This window comes from Leptospira tipperaryensis (genome assembly GCF_001729245.1).
GTDB lineage: Bacteria > Spirochaetota > Leptospiria > Leptospirales > Leptospiraceae > Leptospira > Leptospira tipperaryensis.
Window position 1 is genome coordinate 3169907 of record NZ_CP015217.1, and the last position, 15038, is coordinate 3184944.

Here is a 15038-nt window from a genome sequence, read left to right on the forward strand (position 1 = left end):
TCCGCACATTCAACGGAAAGAATTTTAAGAATCATTATATAAGCTCCAGGGCCCGTCTCAATAATAATGAGACATAACTTCCGAGAGAAAAACGTCGAAAGAATCGCTCTCAGTCGCAAGATAAAATGTCTATTTTTACTAACATTTGTAAAATGCTAAGACCTTCTCAAAACCTATAACATTCAAAATATAGAATATTCCTTTAGTAAACCTTCCCTGATTTTATAATCAGAATTCAACAAGGAACCGTCTTCTAAAATAGATCCAAGAAAACATAATAATTCTATAATATATCCAAAACTCTTCTGATATCTTTGATTCTTACGCTTCCTTAAGCGCTTTGCATACCAAACATTTACAAGCAGAGCAATTCCTTCAAGAAATTCCTACTGATGTATAAATCATTCAATCGCAAATCATTACTCAATTTCGATAAACCAATAATTTATAATTCACCAAGTACAACTCCATTGAATCTTGCCCGAAATCACAACAAAGATGCAATTTTCAACTTTAAGAATCAACCCATTACTAAATTTATAACGATTCTAAAACGTTACTCAACTCAAAAGACCATAACTCAAGGATGCCGCATTTCATTTCATTTATCGTTAATTGCACAATGATTAATACGACTTCGTTTAATAAAACAGAATCATGCTTAATAAAATTTATTTTAAAGTTAGATTTGCAGTTGGCACAAAAGCTTTCATTTTTTTCATAGTCAAACTGAAACTTTAATATTTTAAAACCTTTGTGTCTATTTTTAGTTATTACTAAGATAGAAAGAGTAACTTTGTGCACAAAACGAATAACGCACATAGATTTCCAAACAAAGAAAAAAAATTCAAAGTTAAAACACGGAGCGAGGAGAGAAACTCATGTTGAAAGGTGACTCTATTTTTATCAGGATCAGACTTTATCTAATCCCGTCTTTATTTATCCCATTCTTAATTACTTGCGGTTGGTTTGGAAAAGATCGAGGCACCATGGAAAATGTGGATCTTGCAGCGGCAACTTGGTTGGTCGCTGAATCCGTAAAGACCCAAGTCAACAATGAAGGGGTTCCGATAAAACCGGGACAACCAACAACTCCGATCACACCGGTGAACGGTCTCTTCAATCTTCCTCCGGGTAAACCCGTCGCCGCAGCTGCCTTGATGGGAACAATCGATCCTACCGGAACAACGATCGTAAACGACTTCGACGGCGACGGAATCTTAAATCAAAACGAAACGTTAAGCAACGTTTGGGTGGCTGACTATCCGCAGATCGAAACCGTAATCGCTCCTCCTGTTACTTTAAAAATTCAGATTCTAAAAAATTCAAGCAACCAAAGCGATGAAATTGTAAGTGAGATCAACTCTAATGATTTCGAAGCTTCTAAAAATGAAGGCTCTGACAAAATTCACCAATCGGAATTGAATGAAAGAACAGTTCAATTTCAAGATTCCTTTAGCTCAGATACAGGACTAAGCTCGAGCCATGAAGCCGCAATCGGCGGATCGGTAAATACAAAGGTGCTATTTGGAGCGTCAGAAGTAGGTATGAGCTATAACAAAAGCACAAAGGATAGTTGGGAAGCCAAGAATGCTGTTTCTGCTACTACGACTAAATGGGCAGATCGCCCTTTTAAAAATAACTTGGATCGTGATGCCTGGAATCTAAAATCCGATTCCTCAACCAATAAAGCTAGAAAATATCGTTCTGATAAATCTCAAAAAGTTAATGAAACATCCACTGTTGAACCAAATGCAGGAGTAGTTAGAGCGGCGCTTTATATTAAGAACCTATCCGTAAATATGCCTGTTAAGATTTCAAATATCTTGTGCTCATTGATGTTCGAAACTCCAGCTGGTGAACTGGTGCCAATGTCTTCCTTTCGACTTCGAAATGACGACTATAGTTTATTTGAAGTTGAAGTCTATGGAGGAACTGATTTTGGACCTTACGTTGTTGAATTACCAAATTTGAATACAAGCGAAGTCGAGAAAGCAATCGCGGCTGGATACACTCCAAAAATAATGATTGTTGACTACGCAATGACACATGTCCCTGATTCCAATTATAAATCGAATCTTCTTAATTTCTCCGGAAACAATCTAAAAATTATTGAGGAAAATTCTAAAGGTAGAACTGCATTAGTAAAAGTGTATGGACCTGGGATCAGGGAAATGTATAGGGTTACCGCTTTTGATACCCCTAATGTTACGAATCCTTGCACTACTACAACAACGGATATTTTTTCACCAGGGATTACTCTCAAAAAAGCTTTGGAAAGGATCTCTTGTTCCGGAAGTGAAATCACATTCAAAGATTATGTGATCGATATGACCGAAGTGGCCCCAACTTTAGCAGAATCTAGAGTTTATATAAAAGGCATTCAGTCCTTCGGAGGTATTAGTACGAGAATTCCTTGTACAGATGAAACCAATACTGGAAGTGATGGCGTTACGAGGACAGCTTGTGTTCAGAAACCTTATAGTCAATGGACTGATGTCGAAAAAAACACTTCGGGAGTTTGGGCTGTTTTCTCACGGGGAAAATTTTATTCTCCAACCGAGTATTGGACTGACGCAGGTTCGGTAAGAAAATTTGATCCTTGGCGTGGTAGCATAGCCGCCCCGATTGTAAAAGGTGCGGACTCTATCATATGGGCAGGAGACAACTATGATCTAGTTTACATTTCCTTTAAGGATTTTATTAAGGCAGAGCAAAAATTCGGTACAAACCCTCTTGAAACTGGATCTGGGTACCCGTTCAATACGAAATGGGATCTGAAGTCTTTAGGTGATCATCCCTATTACCCAGATACGAATTCACTCTTTTTAGGCGAGGTGGGCTTTGGTGAAAAAATCGAACTGAAAATACAGTTGGATAAGACTAAATTCTTAGCGCCTAATTTCGGTTCTCCCACTGATGCGGGAACCTACCAATATTATACGAACTTTAACTACAATCTGCAAACAACTTCGGATCGCTATAATATAAACCAGGCCGCCGATTTTGAAATCAGTATGGGATTTGGGGGGGCACGTACCGATTGGTTTCATATCATTAAAGACCTCAGCACAAGCGATCCATATAAGCTGAAAAATTGCGGAACCACTCTCGATTTTATCAATCAGATCTACAATCTTTGTGTCCAGCTACCTACGTTAAGCACAACAGTAGACCCGGCAATCAGTTTAGTAAAACTTTATATTCGACCATCTCTGAACAATGCATATCGTCGAACAGTTTGGCCTCTTCATTATTCGCAAGTTCGGAAAATGAGAGGGGAAGCGGGTTTGCCTATTACCTCTGGATCAACCACAATCCGTGTCGCAAATTCTTACGGGTCTGCAAACGTCGGTGATAGAATCTATATCCAAGGAGACACGTCTTCTTATAGAATTCTGCAAGTTTTACCTCCTCAAACCGACGGTTCTTACGACATTCAGTTGGAGACTCCCGTCGTAGCAAATGCGGAGAAGACGACCCAAGTTTATATCCCAGGAAGCTTAACTTCTCCGGATGTAAGACTTGTTATAGATAATGGCTTTTCTACGGATTGGAACAATTTCGTCGCGTCTGTTTTCAATTCTACCGCCTTTGACCAAGTCCAGTATCGTCCATTCTTGCAAAGCGCCTCTGTAAGTTGTTCAACCAATCCATTTCATCCGGCATCTTGCCTAGGATTTGCACCCGATATGAATGCAATTAACTGGATAGGGATTTACAATGAAGGTGTGGCTCTCTGGAACTCCTGGTCAGACGGCGGAGACTTTAAGAATTTCTTATATAGTGGGTTGGTTCGCTTAAACGCCGCGACGGGTAAATCTTATCGTTTAGAAAGTTCGAATACGGACTTTACGGTCAGCGCCGATGTGAATGCTCCGAGCTTAGGCTACGTCAAAACCGTCAGCTACGGGGATGTCGCTCTTTCGATCTGGAGACAAGGACAGACTCTTTTAGGTCGTTACAATTCAGTGAGTACAGGTCAAGCCATCGGAAATCCGTTTACAATCAATCCTACTTATTCAGTAACTGAGACCAGCAACTATACTATAAAACAAAAAAATGGAAAAGTCGTGATTGCATGGGCCTATTCAGAGAATATTGCGATTTCGATTCGAGATTTGACAAATTTTTCTACGATTGTTTCCGAATCGTTAATTGCGACGCGATATCTTCCTTACCCAAAAAGTTATTTCGACGGATACATCGACATTGCAGTCGGTAATAACCGTGCAATCATAATTTGGGCAGACCTCGAAACATCAACGGCTTTAAATTCTAATTATGCTTGTAACATGACAATTTGCGCTTGGAACGATATTCGTAACTACCGTGTTGAAGGCAAAGTCATTCGATTGGATAACGGAACTACAGTCGGTTCTAGTTTTAATATTGTGAACCATTCAACAACGGATATCGTTTGGGATTATCCTACGCATCAACACGATCAACTCGCTTACTTTACGTTAACGCCCGCCGTAGCCGTAAACGATAACAACCAGGCTATTATCGGTTGGAAATATCAAAATCGAGCTTCAGGAGCGCATTCGGTCTGGAGCGCCGTCTACGATTTGAACAGCGCGAGTATCATCGGGTCCAATAAACAAATTTTAAACGAGGCAACTCGTTCTGGCGACAGCTTAGACGTCGGAATCACAAACGGCAAAGGTATGGTCGTCTGGCGTAGAAATGACGGCGCGGCCTTCGGGAGAGGAATTGATACTACTAATTCCAATCTAATTGGAAGCGATAACATTGTGTTGGAGCCAAGCGGGATCGAATATATGAGATTTTCCTATTCTGCCGATACCGGGTTCTTAACCTATCGTGCAGATTCGAAAAATATCCGCTTAAAAGTAATTAACTTACAGACAAGTCAGCTGTCGTATCCTGGGTCTCTCAATCTTGGAATCGCAGATGCGGATCTTAGATCGCCCGGCCAGAGTATTCTTTCCGGAAACAAAGTTCTTACAACCTGGGAACAAACAAACGGAACCCAAAGAACCATCTGGGGTAGAATCAGCGACGTTAGCTCCTTTACGTTAGATGGTCAAAAAGAATTCCAATTAAGCACAACCAATGAAGGAATTCAATTTAACCCTACTGCAACTATCAATTCTGGATCGAACCTAGGCCTCGTCACCTGGGTTTCTCAAGATAAAACGCAGCAAAGAATCCGAGGTGCGAAGATCGATTTAGCAAATCCAGGCGCTCTACAATACGGACTCAATAATTTCTTCGTAGCTCCTTTGATCGAAAGAGATTATACCGTTCGCGCCAAAATCAAATATTGATCTCGATATAAAAATAGAGATTCATAGATGAAAGGTCGAACAATCGCGGTCATGCTTATGACCGCATTCTTTCTTACAACCTCCTGTATGTTTTTAGGAGGCAAAAGCAAAAGTAACAACTGGTTCTGGGCAATATTAGGAATTCCGAATGGAGCCGGCTTTCCGTCTTCTGGCTCCGGACCGGGACCGGGTTCGGCCCCAGCTCCCGAAGGAAGCGATCTTTTTTCTATTTCTACGAACTACAGCAGTGCCATCGACGATCCGGACACCAAAGCCGATCCGCTTGCTGGCGCTGCGTTCATTGCTCCTCCCGAACCAAATCACTATGGTGGTGTTTCTCTCTCCTACCCGATTCACACTCCTTCGGGAAGAGCAGGAGTGGAGCCAAAGTTAACTCTTTCTTATTCTTCCACCGGCGGAGATGGATGGGTGGGTGTGGGTTGGAATCTCGGGTTGGGGTCGATCACTCGAACTCCCGAGTATGGAGCCTTGTATTACGATTCTCGAGATTCCTTTACTTGGAATGGAACTAGGCTTGTAAAAGTCGCAGGTGGAACAACCAACGAGAACGGAACGTATCGACCCGAGATTACCGGAGAGGACTTAGTCGTATTACGTTTGAGTAATATTGAAAGCGGAGGAATTTGGGAAGTTCTGGATTCTTCCGGAACAAAAACGATTTTCGGGGAAGCCGCTTCGAGTAGAATCTACAATCCTTCCACTCCAAATCAGACGTACAGTTGGTATCTTTCCAAAACCGAGGACAGAAACGGAAACTATCTCCAAGTCGCTTACGATACATCCGAATATTATGATAAACGAAACCTCTATCTCAAAGAAATTCGTTATACGGGTAACTCTAAGAGCGGAGCTGCGGCGCGTCAGTATGTAAAATTTATTACCAGACAAAGGGACGACTTCTACGTTTCCAACGCTCCCGGATTCTTAATGGAGATGGATAAGGTTTTAGAAAGAATCGAAGTGGGTTGGGACGGAGGCGGGAAACTCTGGGATTATACCCCCGTCTACGAAACCTCTGATGATTCCGGAAGACCGAGACTCAAGACGATTCAATCCAGTCGTCATACGACTCAACCCGAATTTCAATATCAATCTTCCAGTCGCCTTCTTACCTGGCAGAATGTTGTGAATCAAGCTTCTTCGGAAGCTGAAGATTCTCCCGAATCCACTCAATACTTCGAGGGAGATTTTAACGGGGACGGAATCTCCGACATGCTCTTTTTTAATCCGAAGTCCGGTAATTGGAAAGCCGCAGAAGGAAGAAAGGAAGGCGGTTATAATTTTAAGATCTACGCGAATCGTTATCAAGGTTATAATAGCGATGAAAAGATTCGGTTCTTTAAAGGGAACGTTAGCGGCGATTACAACGGAGACGGACGTTCCGATATCGCATTCTATCTTCCTGAAACCAGAGACTTTATCGTAGCGGAACACGACGGACGTGTCTTTCAATTCAAGTCTTACGGACGTTTGATGGCCGGCGTTCCGGACATCTTTCGTATGGAATGGTTTCCCGGCGACTACGATGGAAACGGTCTTTCCGATTCCGTTCTCTTTGACGAGCCTACGGGTCAATGGACTTTGATGCTCAACAAAGGTGGCAGTTTTGAATTCCTTCGTTTCGCTAAAAAATTTCAGAACGTTTTTCGAGGTGATTATTCTCCGGATGGAAACTTAGACAGCGCTTCCACAAACGATTCTTCTAAGCCAGGAAAGGATCGCGACAAAATTAACTTTCTTGTCGGCGATTACAACGGAGACGGAAGAACCGATATCTCTCTCTACGATTCGAGATCAGGAAGATGGCTCGTAGGCGAGAACTATCGCAACGACAACAAAACCGATCCCATCTATTTTAAGATGCAATGGAAGTTGTATAAGGTTTTTACGACTCCGGAACAAGCAATCTTCACTCACGATCGATTCTCCGGAGATTTTAACGGCGACGGCTTTTCGGATTTTTTACTTTTCGATCGTAGCTCCGGACAATGGACGTTAGGCGAAACCGGAAACGGAACGATCAATTTTAGAATCTGGTCGTCGACTCCTCAGTTTAAACCGATCACCCGTTGGCTCCAAGGAGATTTTAACGGCGACGGTAGAACCGATATCGGATTTTTCTCCGCAAACGACGGAAAGTTTTGGATCGGAGAATCCACATTAAACGGATTTCGTTATAAAATCTACAGCGACATGAGCTACGGTCCGGATCAGGACCGAATTATGAAAACGCCTCTTCCTAAGGACGAGGTCAAACTGGAACAAGCGACCGCGAATTTTACGGCGGCTTCCGCTTCGAAAGCAATCTTACTCAAATATAAATATGATGGAAATCTAAACTCTTCGAGAGGAGAACTCGTGTTCCCGGGTTGTTTTACCGTGGACGATTGTTCTTCTTCTCCCGAACTTCTGATCTATGATCGTAAGGCGAATGTCTTTGATCTGAAACAAGGAAATTCTTTTACCGAAAGAGTAAATACTTCTCTAAATCCTGAAACTTCGGGTGTTACGATTCTTTTTGGCGGAAAACCGGATCGTTATACGAATACTACTAAGGATGAAGTTCTTTTCCATAAAAAACAGGGAAACGCAAATCACCTTTTTGTTTTAAAGAATACGAGCGGAACCGCATTCGATGTTTCTAATTTAGCTTCTTTCTCCGATACGGACGTCACGAAATTCGACCCGTTAAACAGCGGTTATGTGGTCGATCATTTCGAGACGAACTCCTCTCAATCCGCTCTGATTTTGGATGATCAGACTTCTTCCGGAAGTGCAAGGTTTGTTCTCACCGGACTTGGTGGAACGAAAATTCTTACTCCAAGCGGCGATCTTTCTTCGACCGATCTCAACGATCTTTTCCAGGCTGGGACGAGCGAAAATCGTCAACGTAGAAAAGAATTTAGTTTATTCTCAGGAAAATTTACTACGACTCAGGCGCAACTCGCGCTTGTGGACAGAAGAACCACGGTTCACAAATGGTATCTTGGAACGATCAGCGGAACTCAGATTCAGTTCAAACGTTTGAGCGGTGACATCCCTCTTCCCATTACAACTTCCGATTACAATTCCGCGAGCACGGCGGGGATTCAATACGCGCTGACTTCGGACTCATCGATTGTATTCGGAAAGACCCTCGATAACGGCACTTCGTTTTACAAAATAAAAATTAATGCGACTACGGTTTCGCGTTCCCTTTACAACGCGGGAACAATCGGATTTAGCGATCGATTCGATAACAACGGAAACCCGATCATCATCGGAAGCGGTGACGATAAGATTTACGATCTTGCGCAGAGTAAAATTTCCTCTCTTCCGTCTAACGTGCTCGTCAAAACCTTGGAAAGACCGGACCTCATCGCGCAAGTCTATGTCTTTCAGTGGATCCAAGGCGATTACAACGGAGACGGACTGACCGATATCGGGATCTTTCATCTCAAGGAACCGACTTGGTATTTCGCGCTCTCCACGGGTGTTGTTCCCGACGTGATCGAAAAGGTAAAGAATGGAATCGGAGGCTTTTACGAATTCACATACGAACATTCCACAAAGTTCGACAATACCGGAGACGACGATATCCCGGATCTTCCCACGAGTTATAGAGTTTGCACATCGATTACGTTAGACGATGGATTCTCCAATCGTGTAACCAAAGATTACGAATACAAAAACGGTTTTGCTTTCTCTTCGTTTATCAACGGAAAAAAAGAAACCGACTTTTTCGGTTTCTCCGAATTCACCGTTAAAGAAGCTTACGGCGCGAGAACGATTCATACGTATTATACAAATCCCTACTCCGATTTTATGCAGAACCGCGCGCTTGGCGGAGCTGAAAAAGAAACAAAGATCATCGGAAATGATAATAGAGAATACGGAAACATTCTAAACACATACGAGATCAAGCAGATCAGCACGACTCCAGGCGCGATCAGCTACATGGCCCAAACTACAAAGATCGAAAAGTTTATGAATGGCTCTCGCACGAGCACACAGAGTTTTGATACGATCTTGGACGGTTATAAGATCGGCAGAAAGACCGACAGCACAACCGATCATTTCAGCGACGGAGCCCATTCTTCCGTTACGATTTCGAATATTACGGATTTTGAAACCGATGACACGAGCAACCAAAGAAGAGCGACTCGTCAGGTTTCTTTCTCGGGAAGTGTTCACGAAACGATTTCCATTCTTTCCTATGATATCCGCGGGAATCTAAACAAGAACGTTGCGACTTATACCGGAGGAGGTCTTCCTGCGGTCAGCGCCAAAACATTAGAATATGATTATGATACCTACGGGAATCCGACTCTTGAAAAAGATTCGAGCGGAAGTCCGAGCAGAGGAACTTCTTATTCTTATGACAACGAACTCAATCAATTTATAACGCAGAAAGTTTCGTTCGGTGGTTCTCTTCAGTTCGCAACTCAACACAAGATCGATTACGGGTCAGCATTCGGTTCCGACTCGGAAGAAACCGATGCAAACGGAAACAAAAGTTATTTTGAATATGATTCTTATGGAAGATTGGTACGTTCAAGCGCGGATACGGACGACGGAACAAGAACGATCACAAATCATTCTTATGATGTTTCCTTTCCTCTGAGCGCAAAGACGGTTCTTCCATCGGGAACAAGCGACCCTGACTTCGCTTCAAGAACCTACGCTGACGGAATGGGAAGAGCGATCTACTCAGTCAAAACAGCGTCTAACGGAAATTATACGATCACGGGTAGACTTGTCTACGACGGAAACGGAAAATTAATCCGAAAAGGTCAGTCCAACTGGGCCTCTTCCGGCGAAATCGACAAGTTTGTCCTTCATCTGGAAGAACGCAATCCTACGAGTTTTGAATATGATCCGATCGGAAGAATCAAAAAGACCACGATGCCGACCGCGGAAGGGGAAACGTCTCCGACGACGATCGTTACCAATTACAACGATCCGTTTGAGAGCACGGAAAATCACAGCAGCGGTCAGAGCAAAAGAATCGTTAAGGACGGAAGAGGACAGATTCTTTATGTCGAAGACTTTGCCTCCGATGGAACGCAGGCAAAAATCGGTTTCTGTTACGATCTCGCGGGTCACAGAACAAAGAAGTCCGATTTAAACGACGGTTCTCCTCTTTCTTGTTCGAACATCGCGAGCGGAGTTTCCGTAAAAGACACTTCGGGTAAGAATCAAGCCTTCTGGTTGTATGACGCTTTTGGAAGACTGCGTCAAGACAGCGATCCCGATCTTGGTGTGGGAAGCTTTTCGTATAACAATTTCGGGGATCTCACTTCAAGCACGAACGCGAGAGGAATCACCACAACTCTTCAGTATGACGCGATCGGAAGAATCAATGTGAAACAGATTCCGGAAGGAGACATTCATTATACATACGATTCTTATGCGGGAAGCGAGAACTCACAAGGAAAGATCGTTCGGATCGAGGACGGGGTTCAGAACAAAACCTTTAGCTATGACAAGTTAGGAAGGGTTAAAAAAGAAACTCGGATGATTTTGAGTTTTCCGATTCCCGAAACACAAGGTCCGTATATTACGGAAACGAAATATGACCTTTTGGGTCGAGTTTCCAAAATCGATTATCCGGAACATCCGATCTCTCACGGAAGAATGCGCGCTTGTTACGAATACGGAACTGCCGGTTATATCGCCGGGATTTCCATCCAAGTCAATACGAACGGAATTCTTCCCGGATTTTGCAACAAGGATCTCGTAGAGAATATCACTTACAACGAATTCGGTCAGACAGCGGGATTTACTCTCGGGAACGGAATTACAACCGCATACAGCTACGATATCAAAGGGAGAATGGTGCGTCTTCATTCTTCCGGAGACGTGGACGGAAGCGCAAAAGTTTTGCAGGATGCGGTTTATGCGTTTAACAGCAAAAACAATATTACGAATATCACAAATACTTCCACGGACTACAACGTTCAGTATAATTATGACTACGACGGACTTGGTCGCTTAACAAACGCGATCGGAAGTTACGTCGAGACTTCGGATAATCTTACCAAACAATTCAGACAGAGCTATTCTTACGCGAAAAACGGAAACCTAACCGCAAAACGTATTCATGATCCGAGCAACGGAAGCATAACGGACGAGTGGAGTTATCAATACGAGAACCACCAGGCTCTTAAAATCGATTCGAGCAAAACCGGAAACGATACTTTAACGATGCAATACGACGCGAGTGGAAACCTCACTCGTCAGAGAGACAACGCAAAAGACTTAACGAAAAAGATCAATATCGATTCTCAAGACAGAATCACTCAGATCCAAGACGCAAACAATGCGGTCCAAGGAAAATACTGGTATGACGAAGGCGGATTTCGTGTTCGTAAAAGTTCCCTCCAACAAAAGAACAATCAATTTACAAACGTAGAGATTCTTTATCCAAGCAAGTTCTACGGACTCGAATACATCGAGAGCGAGAATATCGTAACTTCCGTTAACAACGTATATCTCAACGGAATCAGAATCGCCGCCATCACAGAAAACGGAGCCCTCGCCTACTACTTGACCGATCAAGTGGATTCCGTCTCACACGTATTAGACGATGATGCGAACACTCTCTCCAAGATGCAATACCAACCCTATGGAGAAACCTTTGTCCACAAGGGCGATACGGACTTTGCACCCAAATACAACTCGCAGGAGTTAGACAGAGAATCCGGGTTTTACTTTTACAACGCTCGTTATTACGATCCGGGGATCGCTCGATTTACAAGCGCGGACACGGTCATTGATGGGGAGTGGGACACACAAGGTTGGAATCGATTTTCGTATGTGAAGGGAAATCCGATTGGGGCGAAGGATCCGACGGGGCATTGTACAAGCCCCATGTCAACTGTGCCTTGCAAAAGACCGCTGGAAACTGGGCCGCCCGGCGGAGCGGTTGGGGCAGGAAGATCCTCTTCAAATTCAAATGGTGGATATTCTGGCGGACTTGGAGCTGCGGCTACGGGGCTTTTAGCTAATTTATTAGGTTCAAGTAAAGATAAGCCAAGTCTTCCTGACAAACCGCGAAGCACGTCTGTAACTCCTAATGACGCTAAGGAGATGGGGAAAGCTGGTCTTGATCCGCTTAATAAAAATGATATTAAGAATTTTCTTGGTCAAGGTAGCAAAAGTGGAGCGACACATGGAGGGAATTCCGGGACAAAAAATCATGAAAACACGTCTCCCTTTGAAGCAAAAAATGCTTCGACAACATCTGGCTATCGCTATGTGACGGAAGGGGAAATCCAGGCAATTAAAGATACAGGTTTTCTACGAGGGGGAAATCCCGGGAAGACATATTTTACAAAGGACTTATACAGGTCTGGAGCAAAAGCACAGGAAAGACTTTCATTAGAAAAAAAACCTACCCATAGAGTCGAATTTGAAATTCTCAATGATCCGAAATATAGAAAATATAGCACAAAAGTAGATCCCGACTATGGACAACCGGGTAAAGGATCAGAATTTATGTCAACGGATCCCGTAAAAGTTAAATTTATCAACTCTCAACCGTTAAAGTAAAATCATGAAGGAAAAAAAGTATTACATCTCAGTCGCAGAACCGTGGGATTTTGTGGGGCCTGACGGAAAAAATATAATTAAAGGAGATATATTAAAGATTATTGATAATAACTGTGTACTTTTTCAAACTAATCATATCTTAAATTTTGAAGATGTAGGCGGAGATATTTTAGTTTTATCATCGCGATACAGAAAAAACGATCATTTTATTAATGGTACAAAAGGCTTAGATTGGACGATAAATGTAGGACTACTTCTTACTAAAGAATACGAAGATATGAATGAATCAGCATTAAAAAGTCATTCTAAATTTATTATAATTGGCAGTCTTATTGAAGATCCTGAGCCCAAATCTCACCAAAACTAAATTCGCAAACCACGCTCATTAAAAACAATTTTCTTCAACTAAGAGAAATCCGAAAGAAGAGAAGAAACATTTGGATCCTCGATACGCGGTAGGGATCGATGCGGGGTTAAGAAATTGCTGATCCAATAAAGATTCCTTCTTCAAAAAAAACCTCAATTTCTTAACCGAAGCGGAGAGCCCGGTCCGAGCGTAAGCGAGGAACCGCCCAACCCAACCAATTTACAAACGTAGAGATTCTTTATCCAAGCAAGTTCTACGGACTCGAATACATCGAGAGCGAAAATATCGTAACGTCCGTTAACAACGTATATCTCAACGGAATCAGAATCGCCGCCGTCGCTGAAAACGGAGCCCTCGCCTACTACTTAACCGATCAAGTGGATTCCGTCTCACACGTGTTAGACGATGATGCAAACACCCTCTCCAAGATGCAATACCAACCCTATGGAGAAACCTTTGTCCACAAGGGTGATACGGACTTTGCACCCAAATACAACTCGCAGGAGTTAGACAGAGAATCCGGGTTTTACTTTTACAACGCTCGTTATTACGATCCGGGGATCGCAAGGTTTACCAGTGCGGACACGGTCATCGATGGGGAGTGGGACACACAAGGTTGGAATCGGTTCTCGTATGTGAAGGGAAATCCGATTGGGGCGAAGGATCCGACGGGGCACGATGTCGCTCCTAAGAATACGGGTCAAAAATCGGCTAATTCACCACTTACTACAAATAGTAACGGTGTAGAATCTTGCAGTATTCCTGCCGCTTATTTATCAAAAAATGGCGTTAACCATAAAAATTATTCATTGAAAACTCCAAATAAAATTGCTGAGTTCCAGAATGCACCGAAAAAAGGCGATAACACTAGAACGAAGCTTCGAATTGCATCGGTCAGCGCTGAAGGAACATTCGGACCAGGAGCAGTCTTGGAGGCTGGGATTTGGACAGAAAATACATTGAATGACGATGGTTCCTTGAAACGAAAGCGAGGCGGTTTATTCTACTCAATTTCACCTACTAAAGGAACCGCTGCAGGAGTTAGCAGAAATATGTATCAAGTCAATGATTCAAAAGAAAACTTTTTAGATGGTAACAAGCCTTACAGAACTTACGTCAGATCCGCAGGCCCTGGCTCTTTAATAACCGTCGAAGATATGAGCGATCCGAAAAATCCAAAAGTAAATGGTGGAGGAGTTGGAATTGGATTAAACGTTCCGCTAACTCTTAAACATGATTTCGGAACACCTTACGGCTTAGGGGTATCATATTCGGTTAATAACTCAAAGGCCATGGCAAAGAATGGACCGAGCTGGTCCAACATTGGAAAAGTAATAAAAACCTATGACGAAAGACAATAAAAAGAAAAGTCGCTTGATTTTGGTATTTGTATATTTCTTCCTAATCGTCTTTACTTGTAAATTTGATAGGTGGGTGGCAAATGATAAAACCATTCTTTTTCTGCCAGGTCTTTACTGTTTTTATAACTTTGACAAGTTCACGATTAAAGAAAGTTCAACTTCCGCATTATGCCCTGACATTAAAGATTTTGCCTACGAGCCAGAATATCATATGTTTTATTTTGAGCCCGCTGAAAGTGCTTGGATATTTTTTCCAAAAATTCACGCTTTAGACAAAAAAAAAATAATCGCATATGGCTTATCCCCTGTATTCGCAGTTATTTTTTTTCTCTTAGCTTATTTCAGTTGGGCTAAGTTTATTGACAGGAAATAATTTTAAAAAACAAGAGGTTCTGGAAATCCACTTTGCTTTAACTAAAAAAAGGACTTAATTACAACAGAATGATTTGGAATTCACGAAAC

General features: G+C 42.6%; 4 protein-coding genes and 1 pseudogene. All 5 read left to right on the plus strand.

The annotated features are described in order from the left end of the window. Window positions 1-881 precede the first annotated feature (881 nt). The 5 genes and pseudogenes from A0128_RS14810 (at window position 882) to A0128_RS14830 (ending at window position 14949) form a co-directional block, all read left to right on the plus strand. Window positions 882-5294, plus strand: a complete 4413-nt coding sequence (locus A0128_RS14810; protein ID WP_069608226.1) for an LIC12048 family lipoprotein — start codon at window positions 882-884, stop codon at window positions 5292-5294. 51 nt (window positions 5295-5345) lie between these two features. Then, window positions 5346-12848 (plus strand): SpvB/TcaC N-terminal domain-containing protein, encoded by a 7503-nt coding sequence (locus A0128_RS14815; protein ID WP_427854352.1) that lies wholly within the window; start codon window positions 5346-5348, stop codon window positions 12846-12848. Between the two features lie 4 nt (window positions 12849-12852). Beyond that, window positions 12853-13215, plus strand: coding sequence for a hypothetical protein (locus A0128_RS14820; RefSeq protein ID WP_069608228.1), 363 nt, complete (start codon window positions 12853-12855; stop codon window positions 13213-13215). 212 nt (window positions 13216-13427) lie between these two features. Continuing rightward, window positions 13428-13895, plus strand: a pseudogene (locus A0128_RS14825) (RHS repeat-associated core domain-containing protein); the annotation flags it as partial. 664 nt (window positions 13896-14559) lie between these two features. Then, window positions 14560-14949, plus strand: a complete 390-nt coding sequence (locus tag A0128_RS14830; RefSeq protein WP_069608229.1) for a hypothetical protein — start codon at window positions 14560-14562, stop codon at window positions 14947-14949. Window positions 14950-15038: the final 89 nt, after the last annotated feature.

Excerpts from the sequence above, each read along its gene's own strand:
- A0128_RS14820 (WP_069608228.1), top strand. The coding sequence starts at position 12,853 with ATGAAGGAAAAAAAGTATTACATCTCAGTCGCAGAACCGTGGGATTTT.
- A0128_RS14830 (WP_069608229.1), top strand. The coding sequence starts at position 14,560 with ATGACGAAAGACAATAAAAAGAAAAGTCGCTTGATTTTGGTATTTGTA.
- A0128_RS14815 (WP_427854352.1), top strand. The coding sequence starts at position 5,346 with ATGCTTATGACCGCATTCTTTCTTACAACCTCCTGTATGTTTTTAGGA.
- A0128_RS14810 (WP_069608226.1), top strand. The coding sequence starts at position 882 with ATGTTGAAAGGTGACTCTATTTTTATCAGGATCAGACTTTATCTAATC.